15 protein-coding genes are annotated in these 14,820 nt (G+C 59.0%); 10 read left to right on the top strand and 5 right to left on the bottom strand.

The genetic code is table 11. From position 1 onward, the window contains the following. Positions 1–25: 25 nt before the first annotated feature. Positions 26–814, bottom strand: a complete 789-nt coding sequence (locus tag CFI10_RS19395) for a metalloregulator ArsR/SmtB family transcription factor (RefSeq protein WP_206840869.1) — start codon at positions 812–814, stop codon at positions 26–28. Between the two features lie 192 nt (positions 815–1,006). On the opposite strand from CFI10_RS19395, the gene CFI10_RS07025 reads away from it, so the two are divergent. The 9 genes from CFI10_RS07025 to CFI10_RS06985 are packed head-to-tail and all read left to right on the top strand — an operon-like array spanning position 1,007 to position 9,325. Next, entirely contained in the window at positions 1,007–1,603 is a 597-nt protein-coding gene (locus tag CFI10_RS07025; RefSeq protein ID WP_091827109.1) for a sigma-70 family RNA polymerase sigma factor, read from the top strand. Further along, the gene (locus CFI10_RS07020; RefSeq protein ID WP_175527667.1) at positions 1,600–1,806 is read left to right on the top strand and encodes a zf-HC2 domain-containing protein; all 207 of its coding nucleotides are present in this window, start codon (positions 1,600–1,602) and stop codon (positions 1,804–1,806) included. The genes CFI10_RS07025 and CFI10_RS07020 overlap by 4 nt, the downstream gene beginning before the upstream one ends. Before the next feature lie 57 nt (positions 1,807–1,863). After that, positions 1,864–2,826 carry an arsenosugar biosynthesis radical SAM (seleno)protein ArsS gene (gene arsS, locus CFI10_RS07015; RefSeq protein WP_206840868.1) on the top strand — a complete coding sequence of 321 codons (963 nt, stop codon included), beginning with the start codon at positions 1,864–1,866 and terminating at the stop codon, positions 2,824–2,826. Then, positions 2,823–4,973 (top strand): FAD-dependent oxidoreductase, encoded by a 2,151-nt coding sequence (locus CFI10_RS07010; protein WP_206840866.1) that lies wholly within the window; start codon positions 2,823–2,825, stop codon positions 4,971–4,973. The genes arsS and CFI10_RS07010 overlap by 4 nt, the downstream gene beginning before the upstream one ends. 1 nt (position 4,974) lies before the next feature. Next, positions 4,975–5,661, top strand: coding sequence for a TIGR04283 family arsenosugar biosynthesis glycosyltransferase (locus tag CFI10_RS07005; protein WP_206840864.1), 687 nt, complete (start codon positions 4,975–4,977; stop codon positions 5,659–5,661). After that, positions 5,658–6,284: a TIGR04282 family arsenosugar biosynthesis glycosyltransferase gene (locus tag CFI10_RS07000; RefSeq protein WP_206840862.1), complete on the top strand. Its 627-nt coding sequence runs from the start codon at positions 5,658–5,660 to the stop codon at positions 6,282–6,284. Before CFI10_RS07005 ends, CFI10_RS07000 begins: the two co-directional genes overlap by 4 nt. Continuing rightward, a complete protein-coding gene (locus tag CFI10_RS06995) occupies positions 6,281–7,081 on the top strand; it encodes a DUF3047 domain-containing protein (RefSeq protein WP_206840860.1) in 801 nt (266 codons plus the stop codon). The genes CFI10_RS07000 and CFI10_RS06995 overlap by 4 nt, the downstream gene beginning before the upstream one ends. A gap of 1 nt (position 7,082) precedes the next feature. After that, positions 7,083–8,477 (top strand): sodium:solute symporter family transporter, encoded by a 1,395-nt coding sequence (locus CFI10_RS06990; RefSeq protein WP_206840858.1) that lies wholly within the window; start codon positions 7,083–7,085, stop codon positions 8,475–8,477. Further along, on the top strand, positions 8,474–9,325 hold the full coding sequence (locus tag CFI10_RS06985; RefSeq protein ID WP_242530149.1) for a metallophosphoesterase family protein: 852 nt from the start codon (positions 8,474–8,476) through the stop codon (positions 9,323–9,325). The genes CFI10_RS06990 and CFI10_RS06985 overlap by 4 nt, the downstream gene beginning before the upstream one ends. On the opposite strand, the gene CFI10_RS06980 is transcribed toward CFI10_RS06985, so the two are convergent. From CFI10_RS06980 to cysP, 4 genes are read right to left on the bottom strand one after another with little or no spacing between them, the layout of a single operon-like run. Next, the gene (locus tag CFI10_RS06980) at positions 9,319–10,413 is read right to left on the bottom strand and encodes a sulfate/molybdate ABC transporter ATP-binding protein (protein WP_206840856.1); all 1,095 of its coding nucleotides are present in this window, start codon (positions 10,411–10,413) and stop codon (positions 9,319–9,321) included. The genes CFI10_RS06985 and CFI10_RS06980 overlap by 7 nt on opposite strands. Next, a complete protein-coding gene (cysW, locus tag CFI10_RS06975; RefSeq protein ID WP_206840854.1) occupies positions 10,410–11,273 on the bottom strand; it encodes a sulfate ABC transporter permease subunit CysW in 864 nt (287 codons plus the stop codon). Before cysW ends, CFI10_RS06980 begins: the two co-directional genes overlap by 4 nt. A 6-nt stretch (positions 11,274–11,279) precedes the next feature. Beyond that, positions 11,280–12,170: a sulfate/thiosulfate ABC transporter permease CysT gene (gene cysT / locus CFI10_RS06970; protein ID WP_091827100.1), complete on the bottom strand. Its 891-nt coding sequence runs from the start codon at positions 12,168–12,170 to the stop codon at positions 11,280–11,282. Positions 12,171–12,179: 9 nt separating this feature from the next. After that, positions 12,180–13,175 (bottom strand): thiosulfate ABC transporter substrate-binding protein CysP, encoded by a 996-nt coding sequence (cysP, locus tag CFI10_RS06965; RefSeq protein WP_091827099.1) that lies wholly within the window; start codon positions 13,173–13,175, stop codon positions 12,180–12,182. Between the two features lie 144 nt (positions 13,176–13,319). Between cysP and CFI10_RS06960 the strand changes: the two genes are divergently transcribed. Further along, complete coding sequence (locus CFI10_RS06960) at positions 13,320–14,810, top strand: SulP family inorganic anion transporter (RefSeq protein WP_206840852.1); 1,491 nt, start codon at positions 13,320–13,322, stop codon at positions 14,808–14,810. Positions 14,811–14,820: the final 10 nt, after the last annotated feature.

Below are 14,820 nucleotides of genomic sequence, written 5' to 3'. Positions count from 1 at the left end.
ACAGGTACCTCTGTATTCAGATGTATTAACCGGCCAACGCCGTACCGCAGACATTGCCACCCTTGCTTGGGCGATCTCCCATCGCCTCCAGACGCGCCAGTGGCTGCTGCAGCATACGAGTGCCGTGCTCACGTGTCTGGCGCAGTACGTCCCGCATCCAGTCATGCAACAGGGGATGGAGCCGGTAAAACACCCACTGTCCCTGGCGACGGTCCAGCAGCAGCCCCGCCTTGCGCAGCTGGCCAAGATGGCGTGAAATTTTCGGCTGCGGCAGGTCCAGTGCGGCCATCAGCTCACACACACACAGCTCACCCTCCTGCTCAATCAACAGCAAGCTGAGCAGGCGCGTTTCATCCGCCAGTGACTTGTAGAACTCCAGCGGCTGCAACACCTTCACCTGCGAGTTCACGTCCTTGCTGTTCACCAGCATGAACAGACGGATTCGCTCGCTGATCTCCTGCAGGGTACGTTCAAACGCTTTCGGATCATTGCTCGCCTTGGGATCCGGGAACTCCCAGGCCATCACCACACCACCGCCGGGCCAGTATCGACACTCACGATGCGCCTTGTCGCACAGGCTGATCACATAATCGAAATGCTGATCTCCAAGGCGCTCAACCGACTTTGAGACAAGCCCCTGAGCCTCCAGTCCGAAGCCCTTCAGCGCCTCCAGGGTACGGGGATCGACCGTTGAGGGCTCTGTGCCGGCACTGAATACGTCAAATCGATCACCGCCGAAATGACGCAGCAGCACTTCAGCCATCTGTGAGCGGGCGGAGTTGGCCGAACAAAGGAAAAGGACACGTGTTTTCATATCTACCCCGTCTTCATTTAAAAGGCAGAATATATGAAAAAACATATATGTAAAGTTTCATATAGCAATAGGGAGGATTGTCACGGGTAACCGCATCACCAGCCATGCTAATCTCAAATAATGTGTAAGTTTTTCAACTACTGCACGACTAAAGACCCTAATCGTACGTTGCTTCACTGAACCGGTATCGCCATGTCAGACGAAAATGCCCCGCAGGGGCTGCAGGATCCCGAATTCCTCGCAGAGTTGCGCCTTCAGATGCTGAAATTTGCCACTCTGCAATTGAAGGACGCGGTATTGGCTGAGGATGCGGTGCAGGAAGCCATGCTCGGCGCACTCAAGAACGGTTCGGCCTTCAAGCGTCAGGCCGCCCTCAAAACCTGGGTGTTTGCCGTTCTCAAGCACAAAGTTGTTGATCTGCTGCGGCAGCAACAGCGTTATGTCAGTCAGGACAGGGATACCGATACAAACGATGAGGGCTGGATGGATAGCCTGTTCAACGGTCGCGGGCACTGGCATCGCACCCAGCGGCCGGTTAAATGGCAGCAGCCTGACCTGGACATTGAGAGAAGCCACTTCTGGCGGGTATTCGACATCTGCCTGAACGCCTTGCCCGAGCACTATGCCCGTTTTTTCATGATGCGCGAATTTCTTGAACTGTCCACGACCGAAATCTGTCACACCGAGTCAATCAGCGAAAACAACCTGAACGTAACGCTCTATCGGGCGCGCATGAAGCTGCGTCAATGTCTCGATAACGGCTGGTTTCAGAAAGGAGACACACCATGATGAACTGCAGACAGGCCACTGCACTGCTGTCACAGGCGCTGGATCGAGAGCTGACCCTTGCAGAACGTGCCGAGCTGAAAGTCCACCTGATGATGTGTTCCGGTTGCCGCAATTTTGGACAACAGATGCATGAACTGCGCGACATCACTCGGCTGTACGCAAAGGGCAGCTCCACTGAAAAAAACTGTGATGACGAGCTGTAATATTCCAGCCCGAGCCGCGACTAATATCAAAACACACCTTTTCAAGGGGGCTGACACATGCTGTCGACCATAGAACTGCTGGAAGTGACCGACTTTCCCACGATACGCCGCGACAGAACACAGACCCTGCAGGTCAATTTGGGCTATCGCTGTAACCAGACCTGTGTGCATTGCCACGTCAATGCCGGCCCCAATCGTACCGAGATGATGAGCGATGCGTTGATTGACCTGATCCCTCAGGTACTGAAAACACGCAAAATCGACACTCTGGATCTGACCGGCGGCGCACCGGAAATGCACCCGCGCTTTCGCGAACTGGTACGCGCTGCGCGTGCGCTGGGCGTGAAGGTGATCGACCGCTGCAACCTGACCATTCTGTTTGAAAAAGATCAGACCGGCCTGGCCGAGTTTCTCGCCGAACAGCAGGTGGAGATCGTGGCCTCCCTGCCCTGCTACTCGGTTGAAAACGTGGACAAACAGCGCGGCAAGGGAGTGTTTGACCTGAGCATTGCAGGGCTGCAGAAACTGAACGCACTTGGTTATGGCCAGCCCGGTTCCGGTTTGGTGCTCAACCTGGTCTACAACCCGCAGGGGCCTTCTCTGCCACCGCCACAGCAGGCACTGGAAGCCGATTACACGCGTGAGCTGGCCGAACACTTCGGTATTGTCTTCAATCAGCTGTTCACCATCACCAACATGCCGATCAAGCGGTTCGGCTCCATGCTGCTGTCCAAAGGTCAGTTTGAGCCCTACATGCAACTGCTGAAGGACAATTTCAGCCAGACCAATCTGGACAATCTGATGTGCCGCAGCACCCTCAGCGTTGACTGGCAGGGCCGGTTGTATGACTGCGACTTCAACCAGCAGCTGGAAATGCCTGTACCGGGCACGCAACGCCACCTTGAGGATTTGCTCAACGCCGATCTGGCCGGCAGCACGATCTGCACCGGCGACCACTGCTATGGCTGTACCGCCGGTCAGGGCAGCAGCTGTGGTGGCGCCATTGGAGACAAGGGATGAAAAAACTGCTGATACTGGCCATCCTTGCAGCCGTTGCCGGTGCTTTCTTTATGCTGGATCTGCACCACTGGCTGACACTGGAAGGGCTTAAGTCGGGCCTGGGTCAGTTCGAGCAGTGGCGCAGTCAGTTTCCACTGATTACGGCTGGTGCCTTTTTTACCCTGTATGTGGTGGTTACAGCATTGTCGCTGCCCGGTGCGGCTGTGATGACTGTTGCCGCAGGTGCCCTGTTCGGTTTGCTGCAGGGCACAGTACTAGTGTCGTTTGCATCCACCATCGGCGCCACACTGGCGTTTCTGGTGTCGCGCTATCTGCTGCGTGATTCGGTACAGCAGCGTTTCGGTTCACGACTGGCAGCCATCAATCGCGGTATTGAGCGAGACGGGGCGTTCTACCTGTTCACCCTGAGGCTGGTACCGGCATTTCCCTTTTTCCTGATCAACCTGCTGATGGGCCTCACGCCGATCAAGGCCTGGACCTTCTACTGGGTCAGCCAGATCGGCATGCTGGCCGGCACGCTGGTCTACGTGAATGCCGGCACCCAGATTGCCCAGCTTGAAAGCCTGTCCGGCATTCTCTCGCCTGATCTGCTAATCTCCTTCGCGCTGCTGGGCCTGTTCCCGCTGCTGGCGAAGAAGGTGACTGGATTGATTCAGCGCCGCCGGGTTTATGCCCGCTGGAAAAAACCGGCGCGCTTTGACCGTAACCTGATCGTGATCGGCGCGGGCGCCGGGGGGTTAGTGTCGTCCTACATCGCGGCCGCCGTGAACGCCAAAGTGACCCTGATCGAAGCCCACAAAATGGGCGGCGACTGCCTCAACTACGGCTGCGTCCCCAGCAAGGCGCTGATCAAGAGCGCCCGTGTAGCCCATCAGATGAAGCACGCCGAGCGCTATGGTCTTGAAGCGACCAACCCGAGTTTTTCCTTCCGTACCGTCATGGCACGTATCCATGAGGTGATCCGTCAGGTAGAGCCCCATGACAGCGTTGAGCGCTATACCGGGCTGGGTGTCGAAGTCCTTCAGGGGCATGCCAGCCTGATTGATCCCTGGACGGTGGAGATCCGCCTGCACGATGGGAGCCGCCAGCGTCTGACTGCCCGCAGCATCATTCTCGCCACCGGCGCCAGCCCGGTCGTGCCGCCACTGCCGGGACTGGACGAGACCGGCTATGTCACCAGCGATACCCTGTGGGACAGGTTTGCAGAACTGGATATCCCACCGAAGCGACTGATCGTGTTGGGTGGCGGCCCCATCGGCTGTGAGCTGGCACAAAGCTTTGCGCGCCTGGGCTCGAACGTGACACAGGTGCAGCGCGGCACACGCCTGCTGCCGCGTGAGGATGAGGAAGTGGCCCAGCTGGTGCAGGCCTCCATGCAGGCCGACGGCGTAAAGGTGCTGACCGGACACGCCGCCCTGCGCACCGAGTTGCGCGAAGGGCGCAAGTTCCTGATCTGCGAGCATCAGGAACAGGAAACAGCACTGGAATTCGATCAGTTGCTGATCGCCGTAGGCCGACAGCCACGCCTCACCGGTTATGGACTGGAGACACTGGGGATCGAAACCCGGCGCACAGTCGTCACCAACGACTATCTGGAAACCCTCTACCCCAATATCTATGCCGTGGGTGATGTGGCCGGACCCTATCAGTTCACCCATACGGCGGCACATCAGGCGTGGTACGCCGCCGTCAATGCCCTGTTCGGGCAGTTCAAGCGCTTTCGTGCCGACTACCGCGTGATTCCCTGGACCACCTTCACCGACCCTGAAGTGGCACGGGTGGGCCTGAGCGAGCAGGAGGCCATTGATCAGGGCGTCGCGTATGAGGTGACCCGTTATGATCTGGATGATCTGGATCGCGCCATTACCGAGAGCGAACGCACTGGCTTCGTCAAGGTGCTCACGGCACCGGGCAAGGATCGCATTCTCGGCGTCTATATCGCGGGCAGTCATGCTGGTGAACTGCTGGCCGAGTTTGTGCTGGCGATGAAGCACGGACTGGGGCTGAACAAGGTACTGGGCACCATTCATACCTACCCCACCTGGGCCGAAGCCAACAAGTATGCCGCCGGCGAATGGAAAAAGGCACATGCCCCCGAAGCCGCCATGAAATGGCTGCAGCGCTACCATGCCTGGAGGAGAGGCTGAGATGACCACCCAGACCGATCTTGCGATCGTGGTGCCGGTCTTGAACGAGATCGAGGCACTGCCCCGGCTCTTGCAGCATCTGCGTCACTGGCAGCAGCGCGGTGCCGAGGTGCTGCTGGTCGATGGCGGCAGTCATGACCAGACGCCCGAAACCGCTCGAGCACAGGGCTTCAGGGTACTGGATGCCGCGCGTGGTCGCGCCACTCAAATGAACAGCGGCGCGCGCGCCTGCAAAGCGGACAACCTGCTGTTCCTGCATGCCGATACACGCCTGCCGGACGGGGCGGATCAAGCGGTACTGGCTGCGCTTGCCAATCACCCTCATGTCTGGGGTCGCTTCGATGTGCAAATTGAAGGACGTTCACGCATGTTGCCGCTGATCGCCCGCCTGATGAACCTGCGCTCCCGCCTGAGCGGCATCGCAACCGGCGATCAGGCGCTGTTCATGAGCCGTGAGCTGTTCGAACGGGTCGGCGGCTTCCCCGAGCAGCCGCTGATGGAAGATATCGAGATCAGTAAACGCCTGAAGTCGGTCGTCGCCCCCATCTGTTTGCGCCAAACCGTCACCACCTCCGGCCGGCGCTGGGACAGCCGTGGCAGCTGGCGCACCATCCTGCTGATGTGGCAACTGCGCTGGGCCTACTGGCGTGGAACCCCGGCACAACAACTGGCGGAGCGCTATCGATGAACGCAGTACGCATCATCATCATCGCCAAGGAACCCCGGCCAGGCCTTGCCAAGACCCGGCTGATTCCGGCACTGGGGGCACAGGGGGCCGCCGAACTGGCCGACCGGCTGTTGCACCACGTGGTTACACAGGCGCTGGCGGCCGATCTGGGTCCGGTGGAGCTGTGTGTGACCCCGGACCGACGTGCCGACTACTGGCACCACTGGCATGACAATGACCGGCTCGAACTGACCGAACAGTCCGACGGGGATCTGGGCCAGCGCATGGCCACAGCGGCTCGACGGGGGCTGGCATCAGGACTGCCGGTGATGCTGATCGGCACCGACTGCCCGCAGCTGGAAGCACCAAAGCTGCAGGCCATGGCTACCACGCTGATGAAACAGGATGCTTGCCTCTGCCCCGTGCTGGATGGCGGCTACTCCCTGCTGGGGCTGCGCCGATTTGATGCATCCCTGTTCAGCGATATGCCATGGAGTACGGATCAGGTAACAACGCTGACCCGTGACCGCCTCAGACAACTGGGTTGGCGCTGGCATGAAAGTGAGCCGCTCTGGGATCTGGATGAGCCCGACGATCTGGCGCGACTTGAGCACTATCCATCCCTGTCAGGACATTCGATATGAGAAGCCGCTTACTGCGCGCCACTGTTTTAAGCGCATCGCTGTGCACCCCGGCCCTGTCGGGGGCTGAAGTCGTCATGCTGGGTGATTTCAGCCGCTACAGCAGCCTGCCGCAGGCCCCCTGGCAGCTGGTACGTTTCGAGGACAACATCCCGGCGACCCAATATGGCCTGCGCCAACATCAGGGGGTGGCCGCTGTTGAAGCCCGTGCCGAGGCCGCCATGGCGCTGCTGGCGCGCCCGTTGCATGTGGATCTGGATCAGACGCCGGTGCTCTGCTGGCGCTGGTGGGTCGACAGCCCCATCGAGCAGGCTGACATGACCACCAAGGCGGGCGATGACTATGCCGCCCGTGTCTACGTCACCTTTGACCTGCCCGACAGTGCCATGAGCCTCGGCACACGCATGAAGCTGGGCCTGGCCCGCACGCTGCACGGCGATGACCTGCCCGATGCCGCCATCAACTATATCTGGGACAACCGTCATCCCATCGGCACCACGGCAGACAACGCCTATACCGACCGCGCCCGGATGCTGGTCCTGCGCAGCGGCAGGGACGATACCGGCCGCTGGGTGGAAGAACGCCGCAACCTGCTGACGGACCTGCAGCAACTGTTTGGCACCGATTCGGCCCGTACGCTGCAACTGGCCGTGGCTTCTGACAGTGACAACAGCGGCGTTCAAACCGGCGCCCTGTTTGCGGATCTCCATCTGGTCACGGCCGAGGCGCCGTGCCGGTTTCCTGCCGCTGCAGCCTCACCGTCTAACCCCAACAACCTGACTGACACGAACGGGAACTGAGATGAACACTCCGCTGGCTGTTTTGATTATGATCGTGGCTGCCTTCTCGCTGTATCTGTCCCGCCAAAGGACACAGGAGAACGGCTTTTTCCATGGCCGCTCTGCCGAAGGCGATGCACCGGGGCTAATCACGCTGATATTCTCTCAGGTCACCACCTGGATCTTTGCCCGTTCGCTGCTTAATGCCGCCATTCTGGGCTTTTATTACGGTATTTGGGGCACGCTTGCCTACGCCGCCTATTACCTGTCGTTTTTTACCGGCGCCCTGATCATCGACCACCTGCGCTTTCGACAGGGGCACACGAGCATTCAGGCCTTCCTGCATGAACGCTTTGGCCACTGGGGCACCCGCTGCTACAACCTGGTGATCGGCGTGCGCCTTGTCAGCGAGGTGTTCGCCAACCTGCTGGTAATCGGCATTCTGTTCGGTGTGGCCGGTTCTCAGGCCTATACCCTGGCGGTACTGGCCGTGTCGCTTGTGACCCTGATCTATTCCATGCTCGGTGGCCTGCACGCCAGCCTGCGCACCGACCTGTTCCAGATGCTGGTGTTCTTGGCCGTACTGGGGCTGCTGCTGATCTTTGCCGTGGCCGGAGGTCACTTTTCTATCGCCCTGCTCGACTTCAAGCCCTTCGCGATCAGTGATCCCGGCCCCATTCTGCTGCTGGTCGCCCTGCTGCAGGTGTGGAGCTACCCGATGCACGACCCGGTGATGATGGATCGTGGCTTCCTTGCCGACCGCCGCACCACCTGGCGCAGCTTCATCCATGCCGGCTGGATCAGCACCCTGTGCATTCTCGCCTTTGGTTCACTGGGCGTTATTGCCGGTGCCGGTGCTTTTAGTGGTGAAGACATGAACCAGGCGCTGACGCGATTGTTGGGTGAATGGCCCATGCTGCTGTTCAGTGCCACGCTGGTGATTTCGGCCATGTCGACCCTGGACAGCACCCTGTCCAGTTCTGCCAAACTGGTGGTGATGGACATGAAACTGGTTCCGGCACGGGTAAACAACGGCCGTATCGCCATGGTGCTGTTCATGCTGCTGGGGCTGGCGCTGGTGTTCTGGGGCAACAAGGATCTGTTCAGCGCCGTGGCGGTCAGCGGTACCGCGTCCATGTACCTGGCCCCGGTCATCTTTTTCAGCCTGTGGGGCAATCAACGCGACATTCCGCTCTGGAGCTATCTGGGCAGCTTTGTTGTAGCACTTGGGGGTGCGGTGCTCTATTTCACCGAGTCCTCGGGCTACAGCGCCCTGTTGGGCGAGGCGCACAAGTACACCAAGCTGTTGTGGATCTCACTGGCCGTGCTGGTCATCGGCTGCCTGATGTTCCAGATCGGCAGCCTGAGTGCCCGCCGCCCCCGACCAGCGAACAGCCGGATGCAGGTACAGCCATGATGATCAACCCGAAGAGGGACCTGGGACTGTTGAACGGGCCTGTATTGCTGTTTGGTGGCCCCTACAGCAATCTGGCCGCCACCGAAGCGGTGCAGGCCGAAGCACAGCGGCTGCAAATTCCGCCCGAGCGGATCATCTGCACCGGCGATATCATCGCCTACTGCGCCGAGCCCGTGGAAACCCTTGAGCTGATCCGGCGTTGGGGCATCCATGTGGTACAGGGCAACTGCGAGCAGTCATTGGGAGCCGGCGCGCCCGACTGCGGCTGCGGATTTGACGCCAACAGCAGCTGCTCACTGCTGTCGATCGAGTGGTATCGCTACGCCAGCCAACGGATCAGCGCAGAGCAGCAGCGCTGGATGGCCCAACTGCCGGGACAGCTGGATTTTCAGTTGGGCTCACTCCAATTCAGCGTGGTACACGGCAGTCCTGACAGCATCAACGAGTTCATCTTCCCGGGCACCCCGCAGGCACTGAAACAGGCACGCCTGTCAGCCACCGCTGCCGATGTGGTGGTCGGGGGGCATTGCGGCATTCCGTTTGGCGAGCGGCTTGAGCGTGGCTACTGGCTCAACGCCGGTGTGATCGGCATGCCCGCCAATGACGGGACTCGGGATGGCTGGTATCTGCTGCTGGAACCCGACAGCGATGGCGTCATGGCCCATTGGCACCGACTGCCGTATCAGGCCCAGACAAGCCGGCAACGGATGCAACAGGCGGACTTGTGTGATGCATACGCGCAGGCACTGACAAGCGGGCGCTGGCCCAGTACCGATATTCTGCCGGAGGCAGATCGACTGGAGCCAGCCACCCCGCTTAAGCCTCAGACGCTGCGCCTGAGTTACTGAGCCCAGGCCAGTGTCTTGGGTTTGCTGTCGGTTCCCACAAACAGGTGCCCCACATCGGGCACCGCGTAGCAGCGGTCACCACGCTTGGGCTGACGCCGGTTGAATTCGGCGTGGCTGATACCCACTTCCCAGATCTCGTCACCGGCCCAGCCATCAGGGCGCAGCTCAACCCTAACCTCAGAGCCGATCAGGCTGACGGCCTCGATGTTGAACGGCAGGTAGGCATGTTCGGATGGCTGCTCGACCAGCCTGACCTCATGCGGACGAAGACAGAGTTGTGCCTCGCCTTGCTGTGCGGCCTGCGGCAGCCTGACCCAAGCGTCCCCCTGACTCAGTCGATCGCTTTCGATCTGTCCCGAGAGTACATTCACATGCCCCAGAAAATCGAACACGAAGCGGCTTTCCGGTCGGGCATAGAGTTCTGTGGGTGTATTGACCTGCTCCACCCGACCATGACTCATTACCACGACCTGATCGGACAGCTCCAGCGCCTCCTCCTGATCGTGAGTCACGAAGATGCTGGTAAAGTGGAATTCGTCATGCAGGCTGCGCAGCCAGCGGCGCAAGTCCTTGCGCACTTTCGCGTCCAGCGCCCCGAACGGTTCATCCAGCAACAGAATCCGCGGCCGAGTGGCCAGCGCCCGTGCCAGGGCCACACGCTGCTTCTGTCCACCGGAGAGCTGGGCGGGATAGCGATCCGCCAGCTGCGGCAGCTGAATCATCTCCAGCAGCTCCTTCACCCGCTTGGCGATTTCAGCTTTTGCCGGCCGCTCGCGGCGCGGCAACGATTCCAGACCAAAGGCGATGTTTTGCGCCACCGTCAGGTTGCGAAACAGGGCATAGTGCTGGAATACGAAACCGATATTGCGATCGCGCACATGCAGTTTGCTCACATCCTGATCACCAAACAGAATGCGGCCCTGATCATTGCTTTCAAGTCCCGCAATGATGCGGAGCAACGTCGTCTTGCCCGAACCGGATGGTCCCAGCAGGGCCGTCAGCTGGCCTTCGGGAATCTCCAGATTCACGTCATGCAGCGCCTGAAAGTTGCCGAAGAACTTGTTTACCCGTTCAATTCTGATGGTCATGCGCCGGTCCTGTCACTCGGTGTTTCCACGGTTTCGCGGCTTTGATGCCACTCCACAAACCCTTTTACCGCCAGCGTCAGCACCGCGATGCCCGCCAGCAGGGAGGCACTGGCAAAGGCCCCCACGATGTTGTAATCCTGATACAGCAGCTCCACATGCAGCGGCAAGGTATTGGTCTCGCCACGGATATTGCCGGACACCACCGACACGGCGCCGAACTCGCCCACCGCCCGTGCGTTGGTCAGTACCACCCCGTAAATCAGCGCCCATTTGATATTGGGCAACGTGATCTTGCGGAACAGCCGCCAGCCCGAAGCACCGAGCACCACTGCAGCCTCTTCCTCTTCACTGCCCTGCTGCTGCATCAGCGGGATCAGCTCACGGGCAACAAAGGGACAGGTCACGAACACGGTCACCATGACAATGCCCGGCCAGGCAAACATCAGCTGAACATCGTAGTCACTGAGCCAACTGCCCACCCAGCCGTTGTTGCCGTATAGCACCAGGTAGAGCAAACCTGCCACCACCGGGGAGACCGCAAAGGGAATATCGATCAACGTGATCAACAGCTTGCGACCCGGAAAATTGAACCGGGTCACGGCCCAGGCCAGTGCGGTACCGAATACCAGATTCAGCGGCACGGTCAGTGCCGCTACCAGCAAGGTCAGGCCGATGGCGTGCAGGGTAATACTGTCGCTCAGGTTTTCAATATAGCCAGCGACACCGGCACTGAACGCTTGGGCAAAGATCATCACCAGCGGCACCAGTAACAGCAGTACAGCCAGCGTCAGGGTCAACCCGACCAACAGCCACTTCACCCAGGGCTGATCACCAATGCGGTTATGTTGTGCACGTCTCATGATCAATTACCGACCTGCCAGCCGGCGCAGAAACCGCGCCTGCCAAAGGTTGATTGAAAACAGCAGGACCAGCGATACCAGCAGCACCACGGATGCGATGGCACTGGCGGCGGCGTAGTCAAACTCCTGCAGCCGAATGAAGATCATCAGGCTGGTCACTTCACTCACATAGGGCATGTTGCCCGCAATAAAGATGATGGCGCCAAATTCACCCAGACTGCGGGTAAAAGAGAGCGCAATACCGGTCACCAGTGCCGGCCAGATCGCCGGAAACACCACCTGTCTGAATACGCGCAGATCGGTGGCTCCCAGTGTAATGGCGGCCTCTTCATCCTCAGGGGCCATATCTTCCAGCACTGGCTGAACGGTACGCACCACAAAGGGGATACTGGTGAACGACATGGCGACCACAATACCCAGCGGCGTAAAGGCCACATCGATCCCCAGCTGTGCCAGCCACTGACCGTACCAGCCGTTCTGTGAGAACAGGCCCGCCAGCGTAATGCCGGCAACCGCCGTCGGCAACGCGAAGGGCAGATCGACCATCGCATCCACCAGCCGCTTGCCCGGGAACTCGTACCGTACCAGCACCCACGCCAGCAACAGACCAAACGCGCCGTTGAAAAGTGAAGCCGCCAGGGCGGTCCAGAGCGTTACCTTGTAGGATTCAATCACGCGCGGGTCGGTTATGACCTGCCAAAAACGCGCCCAACCCATCCCCGAGGTTTCCATCACCAGCCCACTGATGGGCAGCAACAGCACCAGGCTGACGAAGAACAGAGAGATGCCAAGGCTCAGTGCAAAGCCGGGCAGCACCCGCTTGCTTCTGCTGCCAAAAAGACGCCCCCCAAAGGGGGCGCCTGATGATTGCGGTACTGAGTGTTGCCGTGAGGTCACGTGGGGCTCCTAGCGACGCTGCAGCTGGTCCAGCTTGCCACCGCTGGCAAAATGTTCGTCCATCGCCTTCTGCCAGCTGCCGGTAATGGCCTGAATCGGCAGCAGCTCAACTTCAGGGAAACGATCCGCTGTTTCGGCTTTCACGACATCGTTGTGAACACGGTAGTTATAGCCGGCCAACAGGCGCTGAGACGCTTCGGAGTACAGCTCTTCCAGATAGGCCTTGGCCAGATCGGTTGTGCCATTGCGCTCGTTATTGCTTTCCAGCCAGGTCACCGGGAATTCGGCCAGGAAGCTGACTTTCGGTGTCACCGCCTGATAGGCACCCTTATGGCTGTCGGCCAGGTTCAGAATTTCGCTCTCGAAGGTCAGCAGCACGTCACCAATGCCACGCTCAACAAAAGTGGTGGTGGCGCCGCGGCCGCCGGTATCGAACACTTTTACCTGTCGCAGCAACTTGGCCAGAAACTGGTCGATTTTTTCCTGATCACCGCCGAACACTTTCTGGGCGTAACCCAGTGCGGCCAAGTAGGTATAGCGACCGTTGCCGGACGTTTTCGGGTTCGGCATTACCAGTGCCACATCATCACGAATCAGGTCATCCCAGTTCTGAATGTTCTTCGGGTTACCTTCACGAACCAGAAACGCCATGGTGGAGTAGTAGGGAGAACTGGCGTTGGGCAAACGCTCGGACCAGTCTGCCGGAATCAGATTGCCACGCTCATGCAGGATGTCGATATCAGTCACCTGGTTAAAGGTAACGACATCTGCACGCAGCCCCTGCAGAATGGCCTGGGCCTGCTTGGAAGAGCCCGCATGGGACTGTTTGATGGCAACGGTTTCACCGGTTTTTGCCTGCCAGTGAGCCTTGAAATGCTCGTTGTAGTCAGCGAACAGCTCACGGGCAATGTCGTATGATGTGTTAAGCAGTTCACGCTCTTCAGCCAGTACCGGCTGCGACAGCAGGGCAGCGCCCAAAGCAGCCGCCTTGATCCAGTTTTTCATCATTGCACCTTTTGTCAGGGTCTTAAGAATGGATTCTTTATAACAAAAGGAAATCAATAATCCAAATCTTATAATTTTATAGCCATATAGAAATTTGCTATAATCGCGCCCCTGCTAATATTCATCGATCTTGAGAGCGCTGTAATGCTGCAAAAAATCAAACAGGACTGGTTCTCCAATATCCGCAACGACTTGCTTGCGGGAACGGTTGTGGCACTGGCCCTGATTCCCGAGGCAATCGCCTTCTCCATCATTGCCGGTGTCGATCCCAAGGTTGGCCTCTATGCCTCTTTCTGTATCGCCGTCATCATCGCCTTTGTGGGCGGTCGCCCCGGGATGATCTCGGCCGCCACCGGTGCCATGGCGCTTTTGATGGTAACGCTGGTTAAGGAACATGGTCTGCAGTATCTGCTTGCCGCGACTCTGCTTACGGGCGTGATTCAGATTCTGGCGGGCTTTCTCAAGCTGGGTGACTTGATGCGCTTTGTATCGCGCTCGGTGGTAACCGGCTTCGTCAACGCGCTGGCCATCCTGATCTTCATGGCTCAGCTGCCCGAGCTGACCAACGTGACCTGGCATGTCTACGCCATGACGGCCGCCGGTCTGGGCATCATCTATCTTTTCCCCTATGTGCCGGTACTGGGCAAGAACCTGCCCTCCCCTCTGGTCTGCATCATCTCCATGACCGCTGTGGCCATGATCTTCGGCCTCGATATTCGCACCGTTGGCGACATGGGCGAGTTACCGGACACCCTGCCGATTTTCCTCTGGCCTGAAGTGCCGCTGAACCTTGAAACTCTGATGATCATCCTACCCTACTCCCTTGGCCTGGCCGTTGTCGGCCTGCTGGAGTCCTTGATGACCGCCAACATCGTTGACGAGCTGACCGACACCAGCAGCGACCGCAACCGTGAGTGCAAGGGTCAGGGCATCGCCAATATCGGTTCGGGCCTGCTCGGCGGCATGGCCGGCTGTGCGATGATAGGACAGTCGATCATTAACGTGAAATCCGGTGGTCGAGGCCGTCTCTCCACTTTCGTGGCGGGTCTGTTCCTGATCATTCTGGTGGTCTTTCTGGACGAATGGATCAGCCAGATCCCGATGGCGGCCCTGGTAGCCGTAATGATCATGGTGTCGATCGGCACCTTCTCTTGGGCGTCGATTCGGGATCTGAAGAAACACCCGATGTCGACCAACGTGGTCATGATCGCCACCGTCGCCGTAGTGGTTGCAACACACAACCTGGCAATCGGTGTGTTCGTTGGGGTACTGCTGGCGTCGCTGTTCTTCGCCAACAAGGTGGGTCAGCACATGGCAATCCGCTCACACAAGGACGATGCCAGCGCCACCCGTACGTACACAGTGGTCGGACAAGTATTCTTCACCTCGGCGGAAAAATTCATCACTTCCTTTGATTTCAAGGAAGCGCTTGATAAGGTCGTAATCGACCTGAGCCAGGCTCATTTCTGGGATATTACGGCCGTTGGTTCACTGGACAAGGTCGTGCTTAAGTTCCGCCGCGAAGGTGTTGAGGTCGACGTTATTGGCCTCAATGAGGCCAGCCGCACCATCGTCGACAAACAGGCGATCCACAACAAGCCTGAAGCGGTCGAAAAATTCATGTCCGGGCATTAAGGGATACTGA

This window comes from Marinobacterium iners (assembly GCF_017310015.1).
Lineage (GTDB): Bacteria > Pseudomonadota > Gammaproteobacteria > Pseudomonadales > Balneatricaceae > Marinobacterium > Marinobacterium iners.
Note: the sequence above shows the minus strand (reverse complement) of the source record. Positions and strands in the feature narration are given on the sequence as shown.

Excerpts from the sequence above, each read along its gene's own strand:
- CFI10_RS19395 (WP_206840869.1), bottom strand. The coding sequence starts at position 814 with ATGAAAACACGTGTCCTTTTCCTTTGTTCGGCCAACTCCGCCCGCTCA.
- CFI10_RS07025 (WP_091827109.1), top strand. The coding sequence starts at position 1,007 with ATGTCAGACGAAAATGCCCCGCAGGGGCTGCAGGATCCCGAATTCCTC.
- CFI10_RS07020 (WP_175527667.1), top strand. The coding sequence starts at position 1,600 with ATGATGAACTGCAGACAGGCCACTGCACTGCTGTCACAGGCGCTGGAT.
- arsS (WP_206840868.1), top strand. The coding sequence starts at position 1,864 with ATGCTGTCGACCATAGAACTGCTGGAAGTGACCGACTTTCCCACGATA.
- CFI10_RS07010 (WP_206840866.1), top strand. The coding sequence starts at position 2,823 with ATGAAAAAACTGCTGATACTGGCCATCCTTGCAGCCGTTGCCGGTGCT.
- CFI10_RS07005 (WP_206840864.1), top strand. The coding sequence starts at position 4,975 with ATGACCACCCAGACCGATCTTGCGATCGTGGTGCCGGTCTTGAACGAG.
- CFI10_RS07000 (WP_206840862.1), top strand. The coding sequence starts at position 5,658 with ATGAACGCAGTACGCATCATCATCATCGCCAAGGAACCCCGGCCAGGC.
- CFI10_RS06995 (WP_206840860.1), top strand. The coding sequence starts at position 6,281 with ATGAGAAGCCGCTTACTGCGCGCCACTGTTTTAAGCGCATCGCTGTGC.
- CFI10_RS06990 (WP_206840858.1), top strand. The coding sequence starts at position 7,083 with ATGAACACTCCGCTGGCTGTTTTGATTATGATCGTGGCTGCCTTCTCG.
- CFI10_RS06985 (WP_242530149.1), top strand. The coding sequence starts at position 8,474 with ATGATGATCAACCCGAAGAGGGACCTGGGACTGTTGAACGGGCCTGTA.
- CFI10_RS06980 (WP_206840856.1), bottom strand. The coding sequence starts at position 10,413 with ATGACCATCAGAATTGAACGGGTAAACAAGTTCTTCGGCAACTTTCAG.
- cysW (WP_206840854.1), bottom strand. The coding sequence starts at position 11,273 with ATGAGACGTGCACAACATAACCGCATTGGTGATCAGCCCTGGGTGAAG.
- cysP (WP_091827099.1), bottom strand. The coding sequence starts at position 13,175 with ATGAAAAACTGGATCAAGGCGGCTGCTTTGGGCGCTGCCCTGCTGTCG.
- CFI10_RS06960 (WP_206840852.1), top strand. The coding sequence starts at position 13,320 with ATGCTGCAAAAAATCAAACAGGACTGGTTCTCCAATATCCGCAACGAC.